Source organism: Pseudomonas sp. FP215 (assembly GCF_030687795.1).
Lineage (GTDB): Bacteria > Pseudomonadota > Gammaproteobacteria > Pseudomonadales > Pseudomonadaceae > Aquipseudomonas > Aquipseudomonas salmasensis.
This window is the reverse complement of record NZ_CP117447.1, coordinates 1,463,774-1,488,771: the sequence shown is the minus strand read 5'-3', so window position 1 is coordinate 1,488,771 and position 24,998 is coordinate 1,463,774. Positions and strand designations below refer to the sequence as shown.

General features: G+C 60.5%; 23 protein-coding genes and 1 pseudogene. 11 read left to right on the top strand and 13 right to left on the bottom strand.

Going from position 1 to position 24,998, the window contains the following annotated elements; all coding sequences use genetic code 11:
• The first annotated feature begins 2 nt into the window (after window positions 1-2).
• The 5 genes from PSH76_RS06730 to PSH76_RS06710 all read left to right on the top strand — a co-directional run bounded on the left by PSH76_RS06730 (window position 3) and on the right by PSH76_RS06710 (window position 7,237).
• Window positions 3-716 (top strand): DUF3108 domain-containing protein, encoded by a 714-nt coding sequence (locus PSH76_RS06730; RefSeq protein ID WP_032895894.1) that lies wholly within the window; start codon window positions 3-5, stop codon window positions 714-716.
• An 887-nt stretch (window positions 717-1,603) separates the two neighbouring features.
• Window positions 1,604-1,792, top strand: a complete 189-nt coding sequence (locus tag PSH76_RS06725; RefSeq protein WP_034128323.1) for a hypothetical protein — start codon at window positions 1,604-1,606, stop codon at window positions 1,790-1,792.
• Window positions 1,793-1,978: 186 nt separating this feature from the next.
• Entirely contained in the window at window positions 1,979-3,904 is a 1,926-nt protein-coding gene (locus PSH76_RS06720; protein WP_305493783.1) for an IucA/IucC family siderophore biosynthesis protein, read from the top strand.
• On the top strand, window positions 3,894-5,114 hold the full coding sequence (locus PSH76_RS06715) for an MFS transporter (protein ID WP_305493782.1): 1,221 nt from the start codon (window positions 3,894-3,896) through the stop codon (window positions 5,112-5,114). The genes PSH76_RS06720 and PSH76_RS06715 overlap by 11 nt, the downstream gene beginning before the upstream one ends.
• Window positions 5,115-5,116: 2 nt before the next feature.
• Window positions 5,117-7,237, top strand: coding sequence for a TonB-dependent receptor (locus PSH76_RS06710; RefSeq protein ID WP_305493781.1), 2,121 nt, complete (start codon window positions 5,117-5,119; stop codon window positions 7,235-7,237).
• Window positions 7,238-7,303: 66 nt separating this feature from the next.
• Here the strand turns inward: PSH76_RS06710 and PSH76_RS06705 are convergent, their stop codons facing one another.
• The 8 genes and pseudogenes from PSH76_RS06705 to PSH76_RS06670 form a co-directional block, all read right to left on the bottom strand.
• Window positions 7,304-7,849 (bottom strand): DUF2058 domain-containing protein, encoded by a 546-nt coding sequence (locus tag PSH76_RS06705; protein ID WP_003193073.1) that lies wholly within the window; start codon window positions 7,847-7,849, stop codon window positions 7,304-7,306.
• 25 nt (window positions 7,850-7,874) lie between these two features.
• Window positions 7,875-8,708 carry a nucleoside triphosphate pyrophosphohydrolase gene (mazG, locus tag PSH76_RS06700; protein ID WP_305493780.1) on the bottom strand — a complete coding sequence of 278 codons (834 nt, stop codon included), beginning with the start codon at window positions 8,706-8,708 and terminating at the stop codon, window positions 7,875-7,877.
• A 153-nt stretch (window positions 8,709-8,861) separates the two neighbouring features.
• Window positions 8,862-11,105: a GTP diphosphokinase gene (gene relA, locus PSH76_RS06695; protein WP_003193076.1), complete on the bottom strand. Its 2,244-nt coding sequence runs from the start codon at window positions 11,103-11,105 to the stop codon at window positions 8,862-8,864.
• A 121-nt stretch (window positions 11,106-11,226) separates the two neighbouring features.
• Entirely contained in the window at window positions 11,227-12,579 is a 1,353-nt protein-coding gene (rlmD, locus tag PSH76_RS06690) for a 23S rRNA (uracil(1939)-C(5))-methyltransferase RlmD (protein ID WP_098950702.1), read from the bottom strand.
• Window positions 12,579-13,481, bottom strand: a complete 903-nt coding sequence (gene cysM, locus PSH76_RS06685; RefSeq protein WP_003193080.1) for a cysteine synthase CysM — start codon at window positions 13,479-13,481, stop codon at window positions 12,579-12,581. Before cysM ends, rlmD begins: the two co-directional genes overlap by 1 nt.
• A 105-nt stretch (window positions 13,482-13,586) precedes the next feature.
• On the bottom strand, window positions 13,587-14,186 hold the full coding sequence (locus PSH76_RS06680; RefSeq protein WP_305493779.1) for a tRNA-uridine aminocarboxypropyltransferase: 600 nt from the start codon (window positions 14,184-14,186) through the stop codon (window positions 13,587-13,589).
• A 7-nt stretch (window positions 14,187-14,193) separates the two neighbouring features.
• Window positions 14,194-15,087, bottom strand: a complete 894-nt coding sequence (locus PSH76_RS06675) for a LysR family transcriptional regulator (RefSeq protein WP_034108063.1) — start codon at window positions 15,085-15,087, stop codon at window positions 14,194-14,196.
• A 68-nt stretch (window positions 15,088-15,155) separates the two neighbouring features.
• Window positions 15,156-15,266 (bottom strand): annotated as a pseudogene (locus tag PSH76_RS06670) (outer membrane lipoprotein carrier protein LolA); the annotation flags it as partial.
• 124 nt (window positions 15,267-15,390) lie between these two features.
• Between PSH76_RS06670 and speB the strand changes: the two are divergent.
• Both speB and PSH76_RS06660 read left to right on the top strand, forming a co-directional pair.
• The gene (gene speB, locus PSH76_RS06665; protein WP_003193086.1) at window positions 15,391-16,341 is read left to right on the top strand and encodes an agmatinase; all 951 of its coding nucleotides are present in this window, start codon (window positions 15,391-15,393) and stop codon (window positions 16,339-16,341) included.
• A gap of 134 nt (window positions 16,342-16,475) precedes the next feature.
• Window positions 16,476-17,858, top strand: coding sequence for a sodium:solute symporter (locus PSH76_RS06660; RefSeq protein ID WP_305493778.1), 1,383 nt, complete (start codon window positions 16,476-16,478; stop codon window positions 17,856-17,858).
• 192 nt (window positions 17,859-18,050) lie between these two features.
• On the opposite strand, the gene PSH76_RS06655 is transcribed toward PSH76_RS06660, so the two are convergent.
• Together PSH76_RS06655 and PSH76_RS06650 are read right to left on the bottom strand one after the other, a co-directional pair.
• On the bottom strand, window positions 18,051-18,173 hold the full coding sequence (locus PSH76_RS06655) for a PA1414 family protein (protein ID WP_003193089.1): 123 nt from the start codon (window positions 18,171-18,173) through the stop codon (window positions 18,051-18,053).
• Window positions 18,174-18,315: 142 nt separating this feature from the next.
• Window positions 18,316-19,209: a LysR family transcriptional regulator gene (locus PSH76_RS06650; protein WP_032895875.1), complete on the bottom strand. Its 894-nt coding sequence runs from the start codon at window positions 19,207-19,209 to the stop codon at window positions 18,316-18,318.
• Window positions 19,210-19,313: 104 nt separating this feature from the next.
• On the opposite strand from PSH76_RS06650, the gene PSH76_RS06645 reads away from it, so the two are divergent.
• The gene (locus tag PSH76_RS06645) at window positions 19,314-20,492 is read left to right on the top strand and encodes an MFS transporter (RefSeq protein WP_305493777.1); all 1,179 of its coding nucleotides are present in this window, start codon (window positions 19,314-19,316) and stop codon (window positions 20,490-20,492) included.
• Here the strand turns inward: PSH76_RS06645 and PSH76_RS06640 are convergent.
• Both PSH76_RS06640 and PSH76_RS06635 read right to left on the bottom strand, forming a co-directional pair.
• Window positions 20,436-20,834: a DUF2177 family protein gene (locus PSH76_RS06640; RefSeq protein WP_138762318.1), complete on the bottom strand. Its 399-nt coding sequence runs from the start codon at window positions 20,832-20,834 to the stop codon at window positions 20,436-20,438. The genes PSH76_RS06645 and PSH76_RS06640 overlap by 57 nt on opposite strands.
• Before the next feature lie 111 nt (window positions 20,835-20,945).
• Window positions 20,946-21,782, bottom strand: a complete 837-nt coding sequence (locus PSH76_RS06635) for a S1 RNA-binding domain-containing protein (RefSeq protein WP_019820451.1) — start codon at window positions 21,780-21,782, stop codon at window positions 20,946-20,948.
• 323 nt (window positions 21,783-22,105) lie between these two features.
• On the opposite strand from PSH76_RS06635, the gene PSH76_RS06630 reads away from it, so the two are divergent.
• From PSH76_RS06630 to PSH76_RS06620, 3 genes are all read left to right on the top strand, one after another.
• Window positions 22,106-22,285, top strand: coding sequence for a hypothetical protein (locus PSH76_RS06630; protein ID WP_003193095.1), 180 nt, complete (start codon window positions 22,106-22,108; stop codon window positions 22,283-22,285).
• A 212-nt stretch (window positions 22,286-22,497) separates the two neighbouring features.
• Window positions 22,498-23,220, top strand: a complete 723-nt coding sequence (locus tag PSH76_RS06625; protein WP_098950698.1) for a TorF family putative porin — start codon at window positions 22,498-22,500, stop codon at window positions 23,218-23,220.
• A 66-nt stretch (window positions 23,221-23,286) separates the two neighbouring features.
• Entirely contained in the window at window positions 23,287-24,153 is an 867-nt protein-coding gene (locus PSH76_RS06620; RefSeq protein ID WP_305493776.1) for a DUF6279 family lipoprotein, read from the top strand.
• 13 nt (window positions 24,154-24,166) lie between these two features.
• On the opposite strand, the gene PSH76_RS06615 is transcribed toward PSH76_RS06620, so the two are convergent.
• A complete protein-coding gene (locus tag PSH76_RS06615; protein ID WP_305494440.1) occupies window positions 24,167-24,994 on the bottom strand; it encodes a copper resistance protein B in 828 nt (275 codons plus the stop codon).
• Between the last annotated feature and the right edge of the window lie 4 nt (window positions 24,995-24,998).

Below are 24,998 nucleotides of genomic sequence, written 5' to 3'. Positions count from 1 at the left end.
TTATGCGTCGCGCCCTGCTTTTCGCTTTTGCGCTGTTCGCTTTGCCTGCCGTACAAGCGGCAGACCTTCACCCCTTCTCCGTCAGCTACACCGCCGACTGGAAACAACTGCCCATGAGCGGTTCGGCTGAACGCAGCCTGGCCAAGAATGGCGACGGTACCTGGACCTTGAATTTCAAGGCCTCGATGATGATCGCCAGCTTGACCGAAACCAGCGTGATCCTGTTCGACAAGGACACCCTGCAACCCAAGAGCTACAGCTTCGAACGCGGCGGCCTGGGCAAGGCGAAGAAGATCAACCTGGACTTCGACCAGAGCGCCAAGAAAGTCACCGGCTTTGAAAACAAAGACCCGGTCAATGTCACGCTCGAAAGCGGCATGCTCGACAAGTCCACCTACCAACTCGCCCTGCAGCGTGATGTGGCTGCGGGCAAAAAGAGCATGAGCTACCGCGTGGTTGAGGGTACCGATACCGATACCTACGATTTCCGCGTGATCGGCTCGGAAAAGGTCCAGACCAAGGTCGGTTCGATCGACGCGATCAAGGTCGAGCGCGTGCGCGACCCGTCGCAGAGCAAGCGCATCACCCAGATGTGGTTTGCCAAGAACCAGGGCGGCATCCTGGTTGCCCTGCGTCAGGTTGAGACCGATGGCAAGGAATACAACATCATGCTGCAGGATGGCACCGTTGACGGTAAGGCCGTCAAAGGCAGCTGATTGCTGATGCACCGGAAAAGAGCCTCGCTGAATGCGGGGCTTTTTTTTGCCTGCAATTTTAGGCGCGGCCACTACCGCTATCGCAGCATAGGTATCTACACAACTTCGGTACGACGCTACACCTGTGGCGAGGGAGCTTGCTCCCGTGACGACCGGACAGCCGACGCCCATCTATCTGGCACCCCGCGATCAACCTGTGGGAGCGGGCTTGCTCGCGAAGACGGCCTGACAGCCAACACAGCTGGACCGGGTACATATCCGTTATTTAGGTAACGGCCACCTAGGATTCCGCCCTGACGGCGGCTCACTTTTGAAAAGCGCAAAAGTAAGCAAAACGCTCTTGCCCCACCACTCGGCACCTCGCTTAGGCTCGGTGTGCCCGTAATCCGCCAGTAATTTGGGGGGCCGCCGCCACGCGCCATCCATGGCGCGGGGCGGCTAAACCGGCATCCCTGCCGGTTTACCCCCCAAATCCCTGTCGAATTCCGGCCAGCGTGGTTTAACGGGGCGCCTAAGATCAAAAGCAGATCAAGAGCGGCTCGCTTCGCATCGTGGTTACCGTCTGCTGCTATAGCCCACAAAGTTGTGTAGATACCTACAGCCATCGCAGGCAAGCCAGCTCCCACAGTGGAATGCATTTCAAGGTGGGAGCTGGCTTGCCTGCGATGGCGGTGCCGAGGTCAACCTGGTCGCCCGGAACATGAAACTTTTGTCATAAAGCCCCGGTGGTGGCGACGTAATGCCTTGGTTTACGCGGCCTGCAGCATTGTTGCGTTTCCTGCAATGAATTATTGCGCGCAAAATCAGTTTACTTAGCAAGCTAACAAATCATATAACAGAGGCCTGCGACGACTTGCCGCAGATCAACCAGAGATTGGAGCAAGCAGATGACTGTAAAAGTAACTGAACGCGACGATGAACATATGTCCCATGAAGCCGTAGGCCACGGGATTCACATCTGGGATGTCCATCAGCAAGACGTATTGGTCGGCATGTTTCACAACGAGAGCGACGCCAATAATTATAAAAACGAGCTCGAAACTCTCGAACTGCAACGCCAGGCAAAAAGCTCCTGAAGCTCTGAAATCATGTTGACGCCCGGCCCACGCAGCCGGGCCGTCTACAAGAAACCGCGCCTTTGGAGCGCGGTTTTTTTGTCAATAATCGCCAAAAATTAATGTAACAAAAACACACACAAATAATGATTCTCGATATCATTCGTTCGCTTTTCATTCAGGCTCACGAATCAGGGAATCAATTTGATGCATGGAAACAGCAGCAAGCCGGAAAACGCGTTACTGAAACGCTGGAGCGAAGCACTTGCCACCGCGCAATTTCAGGCCAGCCACATCAGCCTCCAAGCCCTGATCAAAACGCTGGCACCCGCCGCCGAACGTAGCTTCCAACGCCTGATCCAAGCTTTGTTTCGTGAAAGCCTGCTGGACCCCAGCACCCTCATTTATGACGAACACGGGCATTGCTCACTGACACTGCCTTGCCAGGCCCGACTGCGTTTCGAACATTTGCGTCCTGGCCGCATGGCAAGCTGGGACCTGCGCGGCGAAGTCATCCTGTTGCGCGAAGGCCAGCCCGAACAGAAAATCCAGTTCCCCTCACAGTTGTTGACGTTGCTTAACGCCAGCCTTGATTCGCCTGCCGACCGGGAAGTGCTCAACCGCCTCAACGTTGAGATCGACGACAGCTTCATCAACGACACCTTGTGCCTGGCCTTCCATGAGCAATGGACGCTCAAGTTGCAGGCGTCCATGGGCCCGGCGCACCAAGACAACCTGCTGAGTCATCTCAAAAACAGCCCGAGCGTTATCAACCCGACTTCCGTGCTTGAACAGTGGGGAACATTGGGTCACCCATGGCATCCCAACTACAAGACCAAGCTGGGCCTGAATACCGAGCAAGTCATCGACTATTCGCCAGAGTTCGAAGCACGCTTCCCAGTGCTGCTGTGTGCGCTACATCGCCAATTTGCCCATGTCGAAAAGTTGGCCGGTACCGCCGATTACTGGCAGTGGTGGAGCGAGCACTTCCCGCAAGCGGCACAGCAACTGACCGCAGTCCTGCAAGCACAGGGCCTTCAGGCAAGCGATTATCTGCCATTGCCCGCCCACCCTTGGCAGGCACGCCAGGAGCTGCCCCAACTGTTCGCCAACGAAATCGGTGACAAGCTGCTGGTGCTGACCGATATCGTCGCGTTTACCGCCCACCCCACCATGTCATTCAGGACCGTGTTGCCTGAAGGCCGTTGCGATGCGCCGATGGTCAAGCTGCCCGTGTCACTGCGACTGACCAGCGTACAGCGCACCGTATCGCCGCGTTCAGCGCGCATGGGCCCACGGATCAGCCATCTGCTGCTGAGCATCCTGGAGCGCGAGCCTGCGATTCAACAACGCCTGAACATCGTTCCCGAGCGGATCGGTGTGCATTTCCAGCCACAACCGGCCAATGACGAGCACTCCCGCCACTTGGCAGTGCTCTATCGCGACAATCCCCAGAGCCAGCTCCAGCCTGGGGAAATGGCCGTGCCAGTGGGCAGCCTGTTTGCCATTGATCAACACGGCCAGCCACTGCTACGCCAATGGGTGCGCCTGAGCCAAGGCAAGGATGACGTCGCGGCCATGCTCGCGTTCTTCCATGACTACGCAGCGATCACCGTGCCAGCACTGCTGGGCATGTACCTGCGTTATGGCATCGCTTTTGAGGCCCATCAACAGAACTCGTTCATGGTGATGGCCGCAGACGGACAATTGAGCCGCCTGCTGTTGCGCGACTTCGGCGATATCCGAATCGACCGCAAGACCTTGCACGCCCACGGCCTGGACATTGAACTGCACGACCCGAAGATGACGCTGTACGACGACGCCGGTTTCGTACGGGACAAACTCCTGCACACCGTATTCATGTGCCATCTGGGCGAGCTCATCCTGCTTGCCGCGCGCCACTTCGACATCCCCCAGGCGCTGCTCTGGGATGAACTGTCGGCTCAGGTCAGCCAGTGTTTTGACGACCTGCGCACGCAGGTTGATCCACAGCGCTGGACCACCGAGCGCGAAGCACTGCTGGAGCACGCGTGGCCGGCCAAGTCGTTCATGCGCATGCGCCTGCTGGAGAGCCATGCCGATATCGTCGGGCGCCTGCCTAACCCGTTGAGCGCGGCCGCCAATGCCGACTAACAACACAGCGCTGCGGCTGCTGGTGGTGATTCAGTTGGTGTCGATGGGAGCGATGGAAATGAGCGGCCCGTTCTGGCCGCTGCAAATCCAGAAGCTGCTGGGCGTTGCCAATGCCCAGTACACAGGCCTGCTGTCTTCGCTGGTGTATGCAGGGCCAATGATGGCGGCGATGATCCTCACGCCTATGTGGGGAAGACTCGGCGACCGCACCGGCCATAAGCTCATGATTATCCGTGCGTTACTGGCATTGGCGGTATGCCAGGCGCTGGCTGCGATTACGCCTGATCCATGGTGGCTGGTGGTCATCCGCGTGGTACAAGGCGCATTGGCTGGTTTCATCGCCGCTGCCCAAGCTTACGCGCTGGCCTGCTGCGGCGACGGCGGACGGGGGCACATTCTTGCCCGGCTGCAATCAGCCACCGCCGTAGGCTCCCTGGCCGGGCCGGTGTTGGGCGGCTGGCTGATGGACATATCCGGTTTCGCATTGCTGTGCTACAGCGCCACCGGCGTCTGCCTGTTGTGCGCGATAATCAGCGCGTTCTTACCCAGCGACTCACCACGATCGAGACCTGCCCGCACGTCCAAGCCTGCCGCACTCCCCAAAGGCTGGATTGGCGCGATGCTGGGGATCATCGTATTGATCCAGGCAGCCAGGATGATGCCGCAACCGTTTTACGCCCTGTATGTCGCCGAGGTTTTGCACGCACCCGCGTGGCTGATCGGCGCCAGCTATGGCGCCAGCGCCTTGACCCTGGCGCTGTCCGCGCCGTTGTGGGGCCGCCTGTTCGATCGGCATCAGCCAGCCCATACGCTGCGCATCATCGAGTGGGTCACGTGGGCCTGCGCCTTCACGCTGGCCTGCACGGCGCTGGCCAGTGAGTGGGTGGGGTTCATCGCCAGCCGGCTGCTGTGGGGCGTGTGGCAGGGTGCTTTGTTGCCCGTGGCCTACACACTGATCGCCACTACCGTAGCGCACAACCAGCAGGGTTTTGCCCTGGGCATGGGCAACAGCGCCGCCAAAGCCGGTGCGCTGTGCGGCGCCTTGTTGGGCGGTATCGGCATGGGGTGGGTGGGCCTGGCGCACAGCTTCTGGCTGGTCGCACTGACCTATGCCCTGGCCGCCGCGAGTATCCGAGTCATCCGTGCATTTGCGCGAGCGCCTGAGACATCCGATTTTTCTGTCAATACTTCTAATAACTCTGAGACATGATCATGAACACATCGCAATGGGCAGTACTGCTGCCACTTCTTGGGTCGATAAGCGCCCCTGCCTGGGCCGATCAGACCGAGCAGGCACCGGCAACGCCGACCAGCCTGCAACTGCAGGCGACAGTGGTATCGGCCACGCGCAGTGAAACCAGCATTGCGCAGATTCCAGGCTCGGTGCAGGTGATCAATCAAGAGCAAATCCGCCAGCAGACGGGTGCAGGACGTCGGGTCGCCGATATCCTCGGCCAACTGGTGCCTGGCATTGCGCCTTCCAGCGGCGGCATGAGCAACTTCGGCCAGACGCTTCGCGGGCGTAATACCCTGATCCTGATCGACGGGGTTTCGCAAAACGCCACCCGCGATAACTTCCGCCAGCTCAACAGCGTGGCACCAGAAAGCATCGAGCGTATCGAAGTGATCTCCGGCGCCAGCAGTGTCTACGGCGCAGGCGCATCGGGCGGCATCATCAACATCATCACCAAGCGCAACCAAGGTGAAGACCTGGCGTTCAGCAGCAAGATCGGCATGACCGCCGGCAACAACTTCAGCCACAAGGGTTTCGCTTACCAGGCGTTCCAAAGCGCCACGGGCCGCAAGGGCCCGGTGGACTGGTACCTCTCGGGCAACACCGTGCAGCGCAACGATCAGTTCGACGGTAATGGCAAACGCATTCCCCAGGACACGTCCCAGGGCAGCAACATGGACACCGATACCTACGACCTGCAAGGTCGCTTCGGCTATGAGCTTGATGACGACAAGAAGATCAGCCTGTCGCTGCAAGACTACAAGGACGAACAAGACACCCGCTACACCAAGAACCCACGCATCACCAGCGACGCAGTCGCCGTAAAAGGCCTGGACCTTGGCGACCAACCCTACACCCATAACCAGGCGGTCAACCTCAACTACGCCGACAAGGATTTTTACGGCCAGGGTTTGCAGGTCGAAAGTTACTGGCGGCGGGCGGATGCACTGTTCTTCCCAGACCTGTCCCGAGGCCGGGCAGGCGTGTCAGACAACAACAGCGTGCAGGATGTCTACGGTTTGCGTGCGGCGATCGATACCCAGATGCCAGACATCGGCCCGGCAACGGGCAACCTGGTATGGGGCGCGGACTACGACCATGAAACCTCACGCCAGCGTGGCGACCAATACCGGGTCAATGGCCTGACCTACACCAAAACCGGTACCACGTTCGAACTGGGCCCAGATATCGAGACCACCACCAAAGCCATCTTTGGCCAGCTGTCCTACGACATCGACAACTGGACCTTGCGCGGTGGCGTACGTCGCGAGTGGATTGAGAGCAAGGTCTCCGACAGCATCGCATACGGCGAAATCGTCCAGACCGGCAACCGCGCGACACTGCCCGGTGGCACGCTCAAATACGATGACACGCTGTATAACCTCGGTGCGGTGTACCACCTGACCGACAACCAGGATGTGTTCGTCAACTTCAGCCAGGGCTTTTCCCTGCCGGATATCCAGCGCTTCCTGCGTGACGTGAGCAGCAAATACGATATCCAGGACCTCAATGCCCAGGCCCTTAAAGTCGACAGCTACGAGCTGGGCTGGCGCGGCGACTGGGACAAGTGGCAGGCCAGTGTCACCGCGTATGAAAACACCTCGGATGTCACGCAGTTCTATGATGCCAATGATCGTGTGCTGCGCCTGATCAATCAGAAAGAACGCGTGCGTGGCGTCGAAACCGGCCTGACCTATAACATCACCGACCAATGGTCCGTCGGCGGTACTTACGCGTACGCCAAAGGCGAGACCCAGCAGAACGGCAAGTGGATCGACCTGCCTGCCACCCGCATCTCCCCCGCCAAGACCACAGCCTTTGTCGGCTATGAGCGTGACGACTACAGCCTGCGCTTGCAGGGCATGCGCCTGGCCAATTACGACGCGGCGGCCAAGGACAACAACGGTCGAGATATCCAAGGCTACACCCTGGTTGACCTGCTGGGCTCGGTAAGGCTACCGGTAGGCCGCCTGGAAGGTGCGGTGTACAACCTCACCAATCGCAACTACCAGAACATGTTCGCCCAGGCCAACGCCCGCGCACCGTACCCGAATGCCGAGGGTCGTACCTTCAGCCTGAGTTACGCCGTGGATTGGTAACAGGCTGACGCTGCACGCTTAAAACACAAACCCCGCCTTTTGGCGGGGTTTGTCGTTTCTAGATGCTTACCACATCAGATCATCAGGAATCTGGTAAGCGGCGTACGGATCGTCTTCATCCGGCACCTGGCTTTCGGTGAGGATGTTGAGCTGCACGATACGTTCCGGCGCGCGCTCCTGGATTTTGAGCGCCGCCTCGCGCGGGATCACCTCGTAGCCGCCACCGTGGTGCACGATCGCCAGGGAGCCGTTGCTCAGCTTGTTGCGCATCAGCGTGTTGACCGACAGGCGCTTGACCTTCTTGTCATCCACAAAGTTGTAGTAGTCCTCGGTGGTCAGCTTGGGCAGGCGCGAGGTCTCGATCAGTTGCTTGACCTGGGCGGTACGCGCCTTGGCCTCGGCTTTTTCCTGCTGCTGACGGTTCAGCTCCTGGTCGCGCTTGACCTTCTCGGCCTGGGCCTCGGCGGCCAGGCGCGCCTGGGTGTCATCGACTTCGGCCTGGCCTTTGTGGACCAGGCGCTGCTGTTTCTGTTTCTCTTTGCCGACCTGCTTGGCCTGCTTTTGGTTGACCAGACCTGCTTTGAGCAACTGGTCGCGAAGGGAAAGGCTCATGGTGCTTACTCACTTAGGCAACTGCTCAACCGCAGCTGGACACATTCTTTTCCTGACGTTTGGCTTCACCCCAGAGGGCGTCCAACACTTCGAGGGTGCAATCTTCTATGGGTTGGTGTGTATCGCGCAATGCCTGTTCGATAAATCGGAAACGTCGTTCGAACTTGGCATTGGCGCCGCGCAAGGCGATTTCCGGGTCGACCTTGAGGTGACGCGCCAGGTTGACCGCGGCAAACAGCAGGTCGCCGACTTCATCGGCAATGGCTGCCGAGTCGTTATCGGCCATGGCTTCGAGCACTTCGTCCAACTCTTCGCGCACGTTGTCCACCACCGGCAATGCGGACGGCCAGTCGAAGCCGACCTGGCTGGCGCGCTTTTGCAATTTGGCCGCGCGGGACAACGATGGTAAGGCGGTGGGCACATCATCGAGCAGGGAGAGTTGCTCGGGGGCGTCGGACTTTTCTGCGCGTTCCTCAGCCTTGATCTGCTCCCAGCGCTGCTTGACCTGTTCTTCGCTCAACTGCGGGATATCCAGCGGCGCGTACAGGTCGCCGGTTGGGAACACATGGGGATGCCGGCGAATCAACTTACGGGTGATGCTGTCGATCACGCCGGCAAATTCGAAGCGCCCTTCTTCCCGGGCCAGCTGGCTGTAATACACCACTTGGAACAGCAGGTCGCCCAACTCGCCTTGTAGGTGATCGAAATCGCCGCGCTCGATGGCGTCGGCCACTTCATAGGCTTCTTCCAGCGTGTGCGGGACGATGGTGGCGTAGGTTTGCTTGATGTCCCACGGGCAGCCGTATTGCGGGTCGCGCAGGCGGCTCATCAGGTGCAGCAGGTCTTCGAGTGAATACATCAGTCTCTTTCCGCTGGAGTGAAAACACTGAAAATCCAATGTGGGAGCGGGCTTGCTCGCGAAAGCGGTGGGCCAGTCGACACATCCGGCACTGACAAACCGCATTCGCGAGCAAGCCCGCTCCCACAGGTTACTGCGCGTTCATTCAGATTTTCATGGGGTGCGGTTGCGCCGGGTTTCGATGATGTTCGGCAACTGGGAAATCCGCCCCAGCAACCGTCCCAGTGCATCCAACCCCGGAATCTCGATGGTCAGCGACATCAACGCAGTGTTGTCTTCCTTGTTCGAGCGGGTGTTGACCGCCAGCACGTTGATCCGCTCGTTGAGCAGCACTTGCGAGACGTCACGCAACAGGCCGGAACGGTCGTAGGCACGGATGATGATGTCCACAGGATACGTGAGCACCGGCACCGGGCCCCAGCTGACCTGGATGATCCGCTCCGGTTCGCGCCCGCCCAACTGCAGCACCGAGGCGCAATCCTGCCGGTGAATGCTCACGCCACGGCCCTGGGTGATGTAGCCGACAATGGCGTCGCCCGGCAGTGGCTGGCAGCAGCCGGCCATTTGCGTCATCAGGTTGCCCACGCCCTGGATCTGGATATCGCCACGCTTGCCCGGCTTGTAGCCAGTGGCTTTGCGCGGGATCAGCTCCAGCTGTTCGTTGCCGCGCTCCGGCTCGACCAGTTGCTGGGCCAGGTTGACCAGTTGCGCCAGGCGCAGGTCGCCCGCGCCGAGGGCGGCGAACATGTCTTCGGCGATCTTCATGTTGGCCTTTTCGGCCAGCTTGTCGAAGTCCACCTGAGGCAGGCCCAGGCGCGCCAGTTCGCGTTCAAGCAAGGTCTTGCCGGCGGCGACGTTCTGGTCACGCGCCTGCAGTTTGAACCAGTGGACGATCTTCGCCCGCGCCCGCGAGGTGGTGATGTAGCCCAGGTTCGGGTTCAGCCAGTCGCGGCTCGGCGTGCCGTGCTTGCTGGTGATGATCTCGACCTGTTCACCGGTTTGCAGGCTGTAGTTGAGCGGCACGATGCGCCCGTTGATCTTGGCGCCGCGGCAGTTATGCCCGATTTCGGTGTGCACGCGGTAGGCGAAGTCCAGCGGCGTGGCGCCTTTGGGCAGGTCGATGGCGTGGCCGTCGGGCGTGAAGATATAGACCCGGTCCGGCTCGATATCCACCCGCAGCTGTTCGGCCAGGCCGCCGATGTCGCCGAGCTCTTCGTGCCATTCCAGCACTTGGCGCAGCCAGGAAATTTTCTCTTCGTACTGGTTGGACCCGGCCTTGACGTCGGTGCCCTTGTAGCGCCAGTGCGCGCACACCCCCAGCTCGGCCTCTTCGTGCATGGCGTGGGTGCGGATCTGCACTTCCAGCACCTTGCCTTCAGGGCCGATTACCGCCGTGTGCAGCGAGCGGTAGCCGTTTTCCTTGGGGTTGGCGATGTAGTCGTCGAATTCCTTGGGAATGTGCCGCCACAGCGTGTGGACGATACCCAGCGCGGTGTAGCAGTCGCGCATTTCCGGCACCAGCACGCGCACCGCACGCACATCGTAGATCTGGCTGAAGGCCAGGCCCTTGCGCTGCATTTTGCGCCAGATGGAATAGATGTGCTTGGCGCGGCCGCTGATGTCGGCGTCCACGCCGGTGGCCTGCAACTCCGAACGCAACTGGCCCATCACGTCGCTGATAAAGCGCTCGCGGTCCAGGCGCCGCTCATGCAGCAGCGTAGCGATCTGTTTGTATTGGTCGGGTTCCAGGTAGCGGAAGGACAAATCCTCCAGCTCCCACTTGATATGGCCGATGCCCAGGCGATGGGCCAGCGGCGCGTAGATGTCGAAGACTTCGCGGGCCACGCGGTTGCGCTTTTCGTCATCAGCGGTCTTCACCGCCCGGATCGCGCAGGTGCGTTCGGCCAGCTTGATCAGGGCGACGCGTACGTCGTCGACCATCGCCACCAGCATTTTGCGCAGGTTCTCTACCTGCCCCTGGGTGCCCAGCACCATCGACTGGCGCGGGCTGAGGCTGGCGCTGATGGCCGCCATGCGCAGCACGCCATCGATCAGCTTGGCCACCACCGCGCCGAAACGCTGGCTGACCAGCGGCAACGCAATGTGCCCTTCGCGCACGCCGCGATAGAGCACGGCGGCGATCAGCGAATCCTGGTCCAGCTTGAGATCGGCGAGGATCTCGGCGATTTCCAGGCCGGTGCGAAAACTTGAAGTGCCTTCGGCCCACAGGTTCTTGGCCGCATTGTCTTGCTGTTCAGACTCACGAGCGAACTCGCAGGCTGCTTTCAAGGCTTCACGGTCCAGTGCCGGGTCGACACTGACGGCATGATCCAGCCATGCCTCGAGATTGATACTGCCGTCGGTGTTGATCGGCTGGTGTGCTCTCACCTGTACCATCTTGCTTACCTTCCCTACGACGCACCTTCGATGCGCCAAAATCATCGCCGACTTTTACTGCGAGCTCCGTGGCAGTGTTCAGGCCCTGGAGAACGCAGGCCAGTCGGATTAAACGGGCATCCTAGCCCGCTTCAAATAACGCCATGGCCTCGACATGCGCGGTCTGCGGAAACATGTCGAGGATCCCGGCACGCTTTAGCCGGTAGCCTTGCTTGACCAACTCAACCGTGTCCCGCGCCAGCGTGGCTGGGTTGCAGGACACATACACCAGGCGCTTGGCCCCCAAGGCTGCAAGTTTGCGCACAACCTCCAGGGCACCATCGCGGGGTGGGTCCAAGAGTACCGCAGAAAAGCCCTGTTTGGCCCATTCTGCGTCGGTCAAAGGCTGGGACAAATCGGCCTGAAAAAACTGCGCGTTATGCAAATGGTTGCTGACGGCATTGAGCGCCGCACGCTCCACCATGGCCTGTACGCCCTCCACCGCCACCACTTCGCGCACATTGCGAGCCAGTGGCAGGGCAAAGTTGCCCAAGCCGCAAAACAGGTCCAGTACCCGTTCGTCGGCTTGTGGCGCCAGCCATTGCAGGGCCTGGGCGACCATCGCCTGGTTGACCCCGGCGTTGACCTGCACAAAGTCACCCGGCCGGTACGCCAGCTCCAGGTCCCAGGCATCCAGACGGAAGCCCAGGGCCTGACCCGGTTCGACGGGCTCCGGCTGCCCTTCCCCGTGCAGCCACAATTGGGCGTCATGGAAGGCGCAGAATTCCTTGAGGACCTGCAGGTCAGCCTCGGACAACGGCGCCATATGCCGCAGCAACACGGCGATGGACGAACCGCTGAACAACTCGACATGCCCCAACGCCTGCGGTTTGCTCAAGCGACGCAGCATCGTTGGCAAACGCTGCATGATCGGTTGCAAGGCCTGTACCAGCACCGGGCAATCATCGATAGCGACGATGTCCTGGCTGGCCACGGCGCGAAAACCCACTTCGAGTTTCTTCGCCTTGGCGTCCCAACGTACGGCCACGCGGGCGCGGCGCCGGTAACCGAACTCCGGCCCGCTCAACGGCGCTGCCCACTCCTGTGGCTCGACACCGGCCACCCGGGACAATTGCTCGGCAAGCATGCGCTGTTTCAGGGCAAGTTGTTCTTCATGGGGCAGGTGCTGCACGCTGCAACCGCCGCAGCGGCCAACATGGGCGCAGGGTGCCGGGCGACGCAACTCACTGGCCTGAAACACCCGTTCGGTACGCGCCTCGACCACTTTGCCATGGGCGCCCAACACCCGTGCTTCCACCTCTTCACCGGCCAACGCGCCATTCACAAACCAGGTGCGGCCTTCAAAGAACACGATGCCCCGGCCGTCATTGGCCAGGCGCTCGATGGTCAGGCGTTGTTTCTTGCCCACGGGTATCTGTGGGGCCCGGCTGCCGCCCGTCGGTTGGAAGCGCAGGCCTCTCTCGTGCTTGGCCATCAGTTGGGTTCGTCGAAAATGCCGGTCGACAGGTAACGGTCGCCTCGGTCACAGATGATCGCGACGATCACCGCGTTTTCCACTTCTTTGGACAAGCGCAACATACCGGCCACGGCGCCACCGGAGGACACGCCGCAGAAGATGCCTTCTTCACGGGCCAGGCGGCGGGTGGTGTCTTCGGCTTCGCGCTGGGCCATGTCGATGATGCGGTCTACCCGCGTGGCGTTGTAGATCTTCGGCAAATACTCTTCGGGCCAGCGGCGAATACCCGGGATGGCCGCGCCTTCCATCGGTTGCAGGCCGACGATCTGGATCGCCGGGTTCTGCTCCTTGAGGTAGCGCGAGTTGCCCATGATGGTACCGGTGGTGCCCATGGAGCTGACGAAGTGGGTGATGGTGCCCTGGGTCTGGCGCCAGATCTCCGGGCCGGTGCTGGTGTAGTGCGCCTCGGGGTTGTCGCCGTTGGCGAACTGATCGAGCACCACGCCACGGCCTTCGGCGGCCATGCGCTCGGCAAGATCGCGAGCGCCTTCCATGCCTTCTTCCTGGGTAACCAGGATGAGCTGGGCGCCATAGGCGGTCATCGCCGCCTTGCGCTCGGCACTGCCGTTGTCGGGCATGATCAGCACCATCTTGTAGCCTTTGATCGCCGCGGCCATGGCCAGGGCGATCCCGGTGTTACCGGAGGTGGCTTCGATCAGGGTGTCGCCGGGCTTGATCTGCCCACGCAACTCGGCGCGGGCGATCATCGACAGCGCCGGGCGGTCTTTGACCGAGCCGGCCGGGTTGTTGCCCTCGAGTTTGAGCAACAGGGTATTGCTGGTTTCACCCGCCATGCGTTGCAAGCGGACCAGGGGCGTGTTGCCGACGCAATCGGCGATTGTGGGGTACTGCAAGGTCATGGCGTATTCGCAATCCAGACTGCGGGGCGCACATCATACCGGGAAAGGCCGGCGGGCCATATCACGCAAAGTGTGGTGCTTATGGCTTAAAGGCATAAGCAGGGTTTATGTCGGGTCGCCATGGTTACGCTGGAAGACTTCCTCGCCCATCGCAGCAATCTGCCCTTCGATCAGCGCTTCAAAAGGTTTGAGCAGTGGCTCGAACGACGTCGGCGCTTCCAGCACCTGCAAGGCTTGCGTGATCGCTTCGACCGTCGACAAGGCGCCAGGCCCCGGCGCCTTGCGCAAGCGATAGCGGGAAACGCCGCCTTCGGCCAATGTCACCCGGGGCAACGCTGCCAGCAAAGGGTTGAGGTGCAACAGCTTGCGTGCCTTGCGCCAGGTGCCATCGGGAACCACCAACAGCAGTGGCTGATCGTCAGGGGCATAGGCGTGCAGCGGCTCGGCGTCATCCGCCGGGAACAACAGCCGTGCCCGATAGCCAGGCGGGTTCAATAGCGTCGCCAGGTCATCAAACACCTCCCCCACCACCAACTGCGCGTTGTTCAGGCCCAACGCCGCCAACCGCGCCGTATTGAGCGCATGGCCGACCTCGCTCGGGTGCTGCAGCAGCAACACGCGGGTGCGGCTGTCGAGGTGGGGGATCAGCGCACAGAGGCAGTGCGAGGTCGGGCGCAGGCAGCGCGGGCAGTGGGGTCGGGACATGGTGTTTTCAGGCCTGGTTGAGCTGGGTCTTGAGCAAATCGCGGAAGGTCTGGATCAGTGGCTCGCGGCTGCGGCCACGGCGCATGATCATCGAAAACGGCGCCTGGTAACCAAAAGTGGCCGGCAGCAAAACACGCAGGTCGCCCTTGTCTGCCCAGGCCTGGGCGTAATGCTCCGGCAGGTAGCCAATATAAGCGCCCGACAGCACCAGAATCAGTTGCGCTTCCATACTTTCCACCGTCGCAGCGCTGTGCTTGAAGCCGTGGCGCGCCAGCTCGGCCTGGCTCCAGTAACCTCGCCCGACCATGCGTTGCTGGGTGATCACTTGCTCCGGGATGCGCCGCTCGTTGAACAGCGGGTGCCGGGTGCTGCAATACAACCAGTGCTGTTCGCGGTACAGCGGCATGTAGATCAGCCCGCTCATGCGGTTGGAAAACGCGCCGATGGCCAAGTCCAGGCGGTTGTCCTGTACCCCCAGTTGCAATTCGTAGGGGCTCATCACCGACAGGTGCAAATGCACAGCCGGGTGCTCCAGGCTGTAGGCGCCAATCACTTCGGCAAACGGCAAGGCCTTGTCGCTGACGGTGGAGTCGAGCACACCGAGTTTGAGGGTGCCGCGCAATTCGCCTTTCAACGCAGCGGCGTATTGCTCGAAGCCTTCGAGTTCGCCCAACAGGCGCAGGGTTTCCTGATGAAACAGCTCGCCCTTGCTGGTCAGGCTGAAGCCACCTCGGCCTCGATGGCACAGCACCAGGCCCAAGGCAGATTCGAGTTGGCTCATGTAGGTGCTGATGGCCGACGTCGACAGGTTGAGTTCGTGCTGGGCATTGGCGAACCCTTGATGGCGCACGACGCTGACGAAGATGCGCAGGAGTTTCAGGTCGGGCAAGGCGTTGGCCATGGGGGCTCCAATGAAGCGTGACGCAGAGCATCACAGGATGCATCCCCACGCAGAGCGTGGGAACGATCAACTGTAGGAGCGAGCTTGCTCGCGAAAAACCTGAGGACGCCGCGCACATTCTGGGCGTGCGCATCATCGTTGACGTTTTTAGCGAGCAAGCTCGCTCCTACAGGATCCAGGGAGTTTAACCCAGGCTTTAGTTTAGAAAAATCTGAACTAAGTATTTGCGTCTGCCGATTCTTCATACGCCAGGCTTTTCGCAGAATCGGCCATCAATAAACAAAACAACGATGAGGCAATCCCGTGGACAAGATTCTCCACCAACCACTGGGCGGCAACGAAATGCCGCGCTTCGCCGGCATCGCCACCATGATGCGTCTTCCCCACCTGCAAACAGCCAAGGGCCTGGACGCCGCCTTCATCGGCGTGCCTCTGGATATCGGTACCTCGCTGCGCGCCGGTACGCGCTTCGGCCCTCGGGAAATCCGCGCCGAGTCGGTGATGATCCGCCCCTATAACATGGCCACTGGCGCCGCCCCGTTCGACTCACTGTCGGTGGCCGATATCGGCGATGTGGCGATCAACACCTTCAACCTGCTCGACGCGGTGCGCATCATCGAAGAGGCCTACGATGAGATCCTCGAGCACGACGTCATCCCGCTGACCTTGGGCGGCGACCACACCATCACCCTGCCGATCCTGCGGGCGATCCACAAGAAACACGGCAAGGTCGGGCTGGTGCACATCGATGCCCACGCCGACGTCAACGACCATATGTTCGGCGAGAAAATTGCCCACGGCACCACCTTCCGCCGCGCCGTGGAAGAAGGCTTGCTCGATTGCGACCGCGTGGTGCAGATCGGCCTGCGGGCCCAGGGGTATACCGCCGAAGACTTCAACTGGAGCCGCAAGCAAGGCTTTCGCGTGGTCCAGGCCGAAGAATGCTGGCATCACTCCCTCGCGCCGCTGATGGCCGAAGTACGGGAGAAAGTCGGCGGCGGCCCGGTGTACCTGAGCTTCGACATCGACGGCATCGACCCCGCCTGGGCGCCCGGCACCGGCACCCCGGAAATCGGCGGGCTGACCACCATCCAGGCCATCGAAATCATCCGTGGCTGCCAGGGCCTCGATCTGATTGGTTGCGACCTGGTAGAAGTGTCGCCGCCTTACGACACCACCGGCAATACCTCGCTGCTGGGCGCCAACTTGCTGTACGAAATGCTCTGCGTACTGCCTGGCGTCGCGCATCGCTGATACAGCGTCTTCACATTAACAACCAAGGGGATCTAACAGGTCCCCACAACGATGTACCTGACTTTCGCTCGCGTGCTTACCGAGCCAGCTGCCGCCTGATCGCCCATAAAAAATATAATCGGAGAACCGCCGTCATGGCTTTGGATTTATTCGTCGTACTCATCTACGCCGCCGGCATGCTGGTGCTCGGCTACTACGGCATGCGTCGCGCCAAGACCCACGAAGACTACCTGGTCGCCGGCCGCAACCTCGGCCCATCGCTGTACATGGGCACCATGGCCGCGACGGTGCTGGGCGGTGCCTCCACCGTCGGCACCGTGCGCCTGGGGTATGTGCATGGTATTTCGGGTTTCTGGCTGTGCGCCGCGCTCGGCGCGGGCATCATTGCCCTGAACCTGTTCCTGGCCAAGCCTCTGTTGAAGCTGAAAATCTTCACCGTCACCCAGGTCCTGGAAAAACGCTACAACCCCATGGCCCGCCAGGCCAGCGCGGTGATCATGCTGGCCTATGCGCTGATGATCGGCGTGACCTCGATCCTGGCCATCGGCACGGTGCTGCAAGTGCTGTTCGACCTGCCGTTCTGGATGTCGGTACTGGTGGGCGGTGGCGTGGTGGTGGTGTATTCGACCATCGGTGGCATGTGGTCGCTGACCCTCACCGATATTGTGCAATTTGTGATCAAGACCGTCGGCCTGATGTTCATCCTGCTGCCGATCTGCCTGTACCGCGTCGGTGGCTGGGATGAGCTGGTGGCCAAGCTGCCAGCGTCGAACTTCAGCTTCACCGCGATCGGCTGGGACACGATCATCACCTACTTCATGATCTACTTCTTCGGCATCCTGATCGGCCAGGATATCTGGCAACGGGTGTTCACCGCCCGTGACGAAAAGGTCGCCCAGTACGCAGGCACTTTCGCCGGTTTCTATTGCATCCTGTACGGCCTGGCCTGTGCGCTGATCGGCATGGCTGCCCATGTGCTGATCCCGGATCTGGACAATGTCAACAATGCCTTCGCCGCGATCGTCAAAGCCTCGTTGCCGGACGGCATTCGCGGCCTGGTCATCGCCGCCGCGCTGGCCGCCATGATGTCCACCGCCAGCGCCGGCCTACTCGCCGCCTCCACCGTGTTGACCGAAGACCTGCTGCCCCGCCTGCGCGGCGGCAAGGCGTCGAGTCTGCGTATCAACCGCCTGTTCACCCTGTTGACTGGCATTGCCGTGCTGGGTATCGCCTTGGTGGTGAACGATGTGATCAGCGCCCTGACCCTGGCCTATAACCTGTTGGTCGGCGGTATGTTGGTGCCCTTGATCGGCGCGATCTTCTGGAAGCGCGCGACAACCACGGGCGCAATCACGTCCATGAGCCTGGGCTTTGTGACCGCGCTGGTGTTTATGTTCAAAGATGGGTTGGATGCAAACACGCCGATCTACTACAGCCTGGCGGTGGCGCTGGTGAGCTTTGTGCTGGTGAGCTTGCTGTCACGTCGACCCGAGAAAGTGGCGGCTGCGGTGGTTTGAGCTATAACAAGGACAGGAATATTTTCTTCAGCGGGCGCGACGTCGGAGGTCGCGCCCGTTTTTTTCGCCGGGTACAAAATAATTGTGGGAGCGGCGGTGCGACGATTCGACTTGCTCGCGAAAGCGGTGTGTCATTCAACCTTTTCGTTGCCTGACACACCGCTTTCGCGAGCAAGCCCGCTCCCACATTTTTTAGCGGCGACGTGGCCGACGCTGCTCGTCATCCGTGCGAATCGGCACCGGTTGCAGCGGAGGCTCGATCAAGCCCAATGCAACGCCAAGGTCGTGGAGCCAGTTTTGGATTTTCTCTTTCATGATTGCCCCCTTTGAGGGTAGTGCTGGCCGGCGTGAGTTCTGTCGCCGTTTCCTACAGTGATAGTAGCCCTAAGTCCTAGGTAATGCTTGAAGGAAACCACAACGAACTATTACTGAATTGATCCGAATCCTGACGGATCGTTCAAGCAATGGCACGTGTGTCTTGCACGCATCGCGGATTACCGTCTTGCTGCAGGTCGATCCATGCATTGAGGTTAGCGCCGAGCATACCCTTTCGCCACATCAGCCAGGTGGTCGCAGTGGCAAAAGGCCCGGTCAGCGGATGAACGGACACGCTGTCCTTGCCGGGCAGGCTTGCGAGCATGGACTCAGACATCAACGCCACGCCGGAACCTGCGATCACGCAGGCGAGCATGCCTTGGTAAGACTCGATCTCGATGGCTCGCCCCATCGCCACACGCTCGTGGGAAAACCAGGTTTCCAGGCGCGTGCGGTAGGCGCAACTGCGCCGGAACGTGAACACCGCACGGCCTGCCACATCCTGGGGGCCGCGCACCGGCGGATGGTCGGCCTCGCAAATCAGCACCAGGCGCTCTTCGCACAGCGGTACGCCATCCAGGGTGGCGATGGTCAGCGGGCCGTCGACGAAGGCTGCGTCCAGGCGCCCGGTAATCAGCCCTTCCAGCAACTCCCCACTGGGCGCCGACTGCACCTGCAGGTTCACCATGGGGTAGGTCTTGTGATAGCGCGCCAGCAGCCTCGGCAAATGCACAGCGGCCGTGCTGTACATGCTGCCCAATACGAAATCACCGGCTGGTTGCCCGCCTTGTACTGCGCCGTGGGCTTCGTCGTGCAGCGCCAGCAGGCGGGTGCTGTAGTCCAGCAGTACTTTGCCCGCCGGAGAAAGCTGCAAACGCTGGCGCTCGCGCACGAACAGGTCGACGCCCAGTTGCTCTTCCATTTGTTTAAGCCGGGTCGACAGGTTGGACGGCACGCGGTGCAGGCGCTCGGCGGCGCGGGTAATGGAGCCCTCTTCCGCCACGGCCTGGAAAATGCGCAATTGACTGAACTCCATTACTTTCTCCAAAACTGAACAAGTTACTCACTATTATTCAATTTTACAGAAAGTCAATCCGTCTTAGCCTGCAAGGCATTCGCTTCTTTGCAGGAAACCTGAATATGTCCCCGCTGATTCGTTTACTCGCCAGCTTCGTCGCCCTGATGATGGCCATGGGCATTGGCCGCTTCGCCCTGACCCCGCAAATGCCGCATTTGCTCAGTGAAGGCCAGATCGACCTGACCGGCGCCGGCCTGCTCGCTGCCGCCAACTACCTGGGTTATTTCGTCGGCGCGGTGGACTCGATCTTTGCTCGTAGCCATCAGCATGTGCGCGGGCGCCTCTACGGCGGGTTGTGGCTGTGCGTATTGCTGACCCTGGCGTCCTACTGGGCCCACGGGTTCTGGCCGCACGTGTTGCTGCGCTTCGGCACTGGGGTCGCCAGTGCCTGGGCCCTAGTGATGATTACCAGCCTGAGCCAGCCACTGGCGATTGCCGCTGGCCGCCCGCGCCTGGGTGCGTTGGTGTTTGCAGGGCCGGGGTTGGGGATTGTGCTGACGGGGCTGCTGGCGTTGGTTTCCAACCTGTTGGGGCAAAGTTCTGCCACGCTGTGGTTGCTCTACGGGACGGTGGCGCTGGTGATGCTGCTGGCGATCCTGCCGTTTTTACCCAAACCGGCCGTCACGGTTACCCAGGTCGCCAGCGCGGGGAGCAACGGCAGCATCGCGCACCTGTGCTGGATTTATTTCCTGTACGGCCTGGGCTACATCATCCCGGCGACCTTTCTGTCGCAGATGGCCAGCGCACAATTCCAAGGCGCCTGGCAGGCCGATCTGTTCTGGCCCTGCTTTGGCTTGGCGGCCGCGTTGGGTGTAGGGGTGGCGAGCCTGCGCCGCAAGCACCCGAATACCACCCGTCGCTGGTTGATGGCGACTTTATGGCTGCAAGCGGCCGGGGTGTTCGCCTGCCTGCTTGGCAATGGCTGGGGCTTGGCGCTGGGCGTGTTGCTGTGCGGTGCGCCATTTCTGGCGTGCATGCAACTGGTGATGGCGCGGCTCAGAGAAGTCGCGCCCCATGGCTACCAACGCAGCACGGGGTTGCTGACCGCCAGCTTCGCCGTCGGCCAATTGAGCGGCCCCCTGTTGGCGTCGGTCAGCAGCCACCTCAGTGGCGGCCTGCAACCGGCGCTGGTCGTTGCCGGTACCGGGTTGCTATTAGCCGGGTCAGTACTGATCAACCGGCCGCTACCGGCGCAGCCGATTTGCACACAAGTGGCCAACGGTGCAGCAAATGGCGGTTAGGCAGGTGCCCCACGCCATATCCATCAGTGCCAACCCGGCAGACCAGCCTTGAAGCGTGGCCCAGTTGCTCAGGTCATAGGTGCCGTAGGCCACCAGGCCAAGCAAGGCGCCCAAACGCGCAGCGCGCTGCCAACTGGCGCTGGGCAAGATCACCAATACTACGCAACCGAGGACATACAGGAGATAGAACAATACCGCAGGCAGCAGGCGTGGCTGATCAAGCATCAGCGCGCCGAGCAGGGATTTGTAGGTAGGCCCCATGAGCACGCCGAGCCAGAGGCCGTCGAGGACCAGGAAGGCGAGCAAGGTGCCGAGGTAGGCAAAAACCGTTCTTTTCGACATGACACAACCCTGTAGGAGCGAGCTTGCTCGCGAAAAACGTACATCCGACGCCACACTGCGCCTGGAATATTTTCGCGAGTAAGCTCGCTCCTACAGGAGAGCAGCGTGTACTCAGCTTAGTTCAATGCGGTCCGCATGAATCACGATCTGGCCCTGCTTGTAGAGCGCGCCAATGGCCTTCTTGAAGTTGCCCTTGCTCACGCCGAACAAGTTGCTGATCACCGCCGGGTCGCTTTTGTCGCTGACCGGCAGGGTGCCGTTGTTGTCGCGCAACTTGGCGAGGATCTTCGAGTTCAGGCTGGAGGCCGCTTCCTGGCCCACCGGTTGCAGGCTCAGGCTGATGTTGCCATCGGCGCGGATCTCTTTGATGAACCCCTTCTCTTCCTTGCCCGGGCGCAGGAACTTGAACACTTCGTTCTTGTGGATCAGGCCCCAGTGCTTGTTGTTGATGATCGCCTTGAAGCCCATGTCGGTGGCTTCGGCCACCAGCAAGTCGACTTCCTGGCCCACCTGGTAGTTGGCTGGCGTCTTGTCCAGGTAACGGTCAAGGCGAGCGGTGGCGGTGATGCGCTTGGTGTGCTTGTCGAGGTAGACGTGCACCACGCAATACTCACCCGCGGTCAGCTGGCGTTTTTCTTCCGAGTACGGCAGCAGCAGATCCTTGGGCAAACCCCAATCAAGGAATACGCCAATGCTGTTGACTTCCACAACTTTCAAACTGGCGAATTCACCAACTTGAACTTTGGGCTTTTCGGTGGTGGCGATAAGTTTGTCATCGCTGTCCAGATAAATGAAAACGTTGAGCCAGTCTTCATCTTCACTGGGAATATCTTTAGGGATATACCGATTAGGCAAGAGGATTTCCCCGTCTTGCGCACCATCGAGGTACAAACCAAAGTTAGTGTGCTTGACCACTTGCAAGCTGTTGTAGCGCCCGACTAAAGCCATTTCCAATACCCTCATTGCGTGGGCGGCATTCTACCCGAGTTGGGCCCTGCACGCGCGCACGCCTGAAAAATCGCGGGCTGGCATGGCATTCCAGTGGCAGCGCCCCACTCGTCTGATCGTTTGGTTCACTTTGAGCAGGCCACCAGGGCGCGACCCAGGCTTTGGTTTCCAGCTAAAACAGTAAGTTAGCGCTTTATTTCGACGCTGAACTTCGGCTATTTCCAGCGCTGCGTCTTATTCCTGAGGGATATTTGCCAAGCAATTGTCAAGTATTTCCTGTACGATGCCTGGCCAAGTTAATTTTCTACAGGTTAGTGGCCGCCATGCGTGTAAAAGCATCCAACAGCAAAGCAAAGCCAGCTCCCGCCGTTGAAACCAGCGAATCGATCAACAGCCAGATTGCTGCGTTCCTCAAGTCCGGCGGCGAAATCCAGCAAATTGCCAAGGGCGTGAGCGGCCAGACTTTCGGCCCGTCCAAGCAGATCAGCCTGGGCAAGAAGTAATCGTCTTACCCGCGCACTGCATCTGGTCCCTAAGCGTCTTGCCTTCAAGGCGCTAGGACTAGAGTTGTAACCCCCTCCTGACACCTTCAATACGCAGCTAATCGACGAACGGGCCTCAACGCCTGGCATTCGCCGGTATCCTTGCACACGTCTAGCACGGGCATCCGCCTGAATCCTTCCGTTACTGCTCCTCGCTTTTCATGGAGTGAAGCATGCTTAAACGCTGTATTTTCGTGGTCAGCTTCCTGGTCGCCAGTCCTTTGGCCCAAGCGCATATCTTCCAGCGCGAATTGGGTGACTTCGACCTGAAGTTAGGTACAACCCCCAGCCGTACAATGGCCCAGGGCCTGGTCAAGCCGACCACCCCTGGCAGCGACTCGTTCCACGGTGGCCTGGACCTTACCCACGACAGCGGCCTGTATTTCGGCCAGTTTTCCCCGAATATGGGCCTGTCGTCGGCCAATAACCTTGAAGTCGACTCCTACATGGGCTTCAAGCGTCCGTTCGACCAGACCCTGGGCTACGAAGTCGGCTTGATCCACTACAGCTACCCCAAGGTCAGCCCCCTCGACAGCCAGGAGTTCTACGGTGGGCTGAACCTGTTGGGCAACCGCTTTGGCGTGTCTTTCAGCAATGACCCCGACCGCCAGGACAGCACCCTGTTCGCCGACCTCGGCGGCACCCAGCCTTTCGGCATCGGCGTCAGCATGAAGTACACCACCCATCAACTGGGCACGCCGGTCTCGGTAGAGAACGGCGCCATCAGCAGTTTCAGCGATTGGTCGGTGCAATTTTCCCGGGCCTGGAAAGGCATTGACCTGGATCTCATCTACAGCGGCTCCAGCCTCAGCGGCAGTGACTGCTCAGCCTACTCCGGACACAATTCGCAATGTGATGGGCTGTTGACCTTGAAGGCTGCACGGTCGTTTTATTGATGGGCTGAACTGTCGCACCCCGCGCAGGTTCACATGCATTAACGCCCTCCATGCAAGGACCTGCCCATGTTGCGCCGGCTTAAATTCCTGGTGGTACTGCTGACCCTGAGCCTGGTGCTCGCCGGCTGCAATCGCGTAGGCCTGGCCTACCGAAACCTCGACGTGATCATCCCCTGGACCCTCAACGATTACCTGGACATGAATGCCGGGCAAAAGAGCTGGTTCAACGACACCCTCAAGGAACACCTGGCCTGGCACTGCACCACGCAATTGCCTGGCTACCTGGACTGGCTCGACCGCCTGCAACAGATGGTCGACAGTAACCAGGTCACCGACGCCGCATTGCAAACCCGTACTGTCGAAGCCAAAAAGGCAATTGCCGAGATCGCGCGGGAAATCACGCCCTCAGCCGTGCAATTGCTGCAAGGCCTGGACGATCAGCAGGTCAAGGACATGAGCGATGCCCTGGCCAAGGACCTGCGCAAACGCCAGGACGAATACCTCAAACCGCCGCTGGACCAGCAAATCAAGGAACGCGCCGAACGCATGAGCAAGCGCCTGGACGCCTGGATCGGCCCGTTGAGCCCAGGCCAGCAAAACCGCGTGACGGCCTGGTCTGCCGAGTTGGGCACACAAAACCAGGCATGGATCGGTAACCGCGCCCATTGGCAGGCGCAATTTATCGAGGCGCTGCAACAGCGTCACAGTGCCGATTTCCCGCAGAAAATCCAGCAATTGCTGGTTGATCGCGAAAGCCTGTGGACCGCACAATACCGCGCCGCCTACGCACAGACCGAAGCCGCCGCGCGCAGCCTGCTCGTCGACGTGATGGCCCAAAGCTCCCCAGCGCAGCGCCTGAAACTCACCCAGAAAATCAACAAGGTCCGCAGCGACTTCCAGGCGCTCAAATGCCTGAAAAGCGCACAGTCTTGATGCGTGCCTCCCATCAGAACCACAGGCGCACGCCAACCACCCAGCGCAGTTGGTGAACGTCCTCATCGTCGTCCCGTGCGTATTGCGCGGTCTGGCCATAAGCCCGGTTCCAGCTGACCCCAACGTAGGGCGCAAACTCGCGGCGAATTTCGTAGCGCAAGCGCAGACCCAGTTCACTTTCAGCCAAGCCCGACCCGACACCCCGTTGCGGATCGTTCTGCGCATAAAAATTGAGTTCTGCGGTGGGCTGCAAGATCAGGCGATTGGTGAGCAGAATGTCGTAGTCACCCTCAAGGCGTGCGGCGGTATGCCCCGATTCGCCGACAAACAACGTGGCTTCGGCCTCGAAGTTGTAGAGCGCCATGCCTTGTAGGCCAAAGGCTGCCCAGGTCTGGCTGTCACCGGGTTTGAAGTCCTGGCGCACGCCGCCGACCACGTCCCACCACGGGCCGATAGCGTGCCCCCATAACGCTTGGGCTTCGGCGCTTTCAGTGCGGCCGGCGCTGCGTTCGCCTTCACTGCGTAGCCACAGCCGGTCGATATCACCGCCGACCCAACCCTTGATGTCCCAACTCTGCGCGTTGCCGTCGCCGCCCTGCCATTCCAACTGGTTGATCAGCAGCATCGCGTTGACGCCGCGGTCGTGCACCTGATGCCCTCCCGGCGCGTTGTAGACCGCTGCACGGTCTGCGTCGGTCAGCGCCGGAATCGGCGTACGGCTTTCGGTCAGCGCTGGCGTCGCCGGGCTCATGCCCTGAAATTCATACTCGGCCGCCAACGCCCATGGGGCGAACCCCAGCGCGGCGAACGCGATACAAACGGGTAGAACGCAACGGTTCATGCTC

Excerpts from the sequence above, each read along its gene's own strand:
- PSH76_RS06730 (WP_032895894.1), top strand. The coding sequence starts at position 3 with ATGCGTCGCGCCCTGCTTTTCGCTTTTGCGCTGTTCGCTTTGCCTGCC.
- PSH76_RS06725 (WP_034128323.1), top strand. The coding sequence starts at position 1,604 with ATGACTGTAAAAGTAACTGAACGCGACGATGAACATATGTCCCATGAA.
- PSH76_RS06720 (WP_305493783.1), top strand. The coding sequence starts at position 1,979 with ATGCATGGAAACAGCAGCAAGCCGGAAAACGCGTTACTGAAACGCTGG.
- PSH76_RS06715 (WP_305493782.1), top strand. The coding sequence starts at position 3,894 with ATGCCGACTAACAACACAGCGCTGCGGCTGCTGGTGGTGATTCAGTTG.
- PSH76_RS06710 (WP_305493781.1), top strand. The coding sequence starts at position 5,117 with ATGAACACATCGCAATGGGCAGTACTGCTGCCACTTCTTGGGTCGATA.
- PSH76_RS06705 (WP_003193073.1), bottom strand. The coding sequence starts at position 7,849 with ATGAGCCTTTCCCTTCGCGACCAGTTGCTCAAAGCAGGTCTGGTCAAC.
- mazG (WP_305493780.1), bottom strand. The coding sequence starts at position 8,708 with ATGTATTCACTCGAAGACCTGCTGCACCTGATGAGCCGCCTGCGCGAC.
- relA (WP_003193076.1), bottom strand. The coding sequence starts at position 11,105 with ATGGTACAGGTGAGAGCACACCAGCCGATCAACACCGACGGCAGTATC.
- rlmD (WP_098950702.1), bottom strand. The coding sequence starts at position 12,579 with ATGGCCAAGCACGAGAGAGGCCTGCGCTTCCAACCGACGGGCGGCAGC.
- cysM (WP_003193080.1), bottom strand. The coding sequence starts at position 13,481 with ATGACCTTGCAGTACCCCACAATCGCCGATTGCGTCGGCAACACGCCC.
- PSH76_RS06680 (WP_305493779.1), bottom strand. The coding sequence starts at position 14,186 with ATGTCCCGACCCCACTGCCCGCGCTGCCTGCGCCCGACCTCGCACTGC.
- PSH76_RS06675 (WP_034108063.1), bottom strand. The coding sequence starts at position 15,087 with ATGGCCAACGCCTTGCCCGACCTGAAACTCCTGCGCATCTTCGTCAGC.
- PSH76_RS06660 (WP_305493778.1), top strand. The coding sequence starts at position 16,476 with ATGGCTTTGGATTTATTCGTCGTACTCATCTACGCCGCCGGCATGCTG.
- PSH76_RS06655 (WP_003193089.1), bottom strand. The coding sequence starts at position 18,173 with ATGAAAGAGAAAATCCAAAACTGGCTCCACGACCTTGGCGTTGCATTG.
- PSH76_RS06650 (WP_032895875.1), bottom strand. The coding sequence starts at position 19,209 with ATGGAGTTCAGTCAATTGCGCATTTTCCAGGCCGTGGCGGAAGAGGGC.
- PSH76_RS06645 (WP_305493777.1), top strand. The coding sequence starts at position 19,314 with ATGTCCCCGCTGATTCGTTTACTCGCCAGCTTCGTCGCCCTGATGATG.
- PSH76_RS06640 (WP_138762318.1), bottom strand. The coding sequence starts at position 20,834 with ATGTCGAAAAGAACGGTTTTTGCCTACCTCGGCACCTTGCTCGCCTTC.
- PSH76_RS06635 (WP_019820451.1), bottom strand. The coding sequence starts at position 21,782 with ATGGCTTTAGTCGGGCGCTACAACAGCTTGCAAGTGGTCAAGCACACT.
- PSH76_RS06630 (WP_003193095.1), top strand. The coding sequence starts at position 22,106 with ATGCGTGTAAAAGCATCCAACAGCAAAGCAAAGCCAGCTCCCGCCGTT.
- PSH76_RS06625 (WP_098950698.1), top strand. The coding sequence starts at position 22,498 with ATGCTTAAACGCTGTATTTTCGTGGTCAGCTTCCTGGTCGCCAGTCCT.
- PSH76_RS06620 (WP_305493776.1), top strand. The coding sequence starts at position 23,287 with ATGTTGCGCCGGCTTAAATTCCTGGTGGTACTGCTGACCCTGAGCCTG.
- PSH76_RS06615 (WP_305494440.1), bottom strand. The coding sequence starts at position 24,994 with ATGAACCGTTGCGTTCTACCCGTTTGTATCGCGTTCGCCGCGCTGGGG.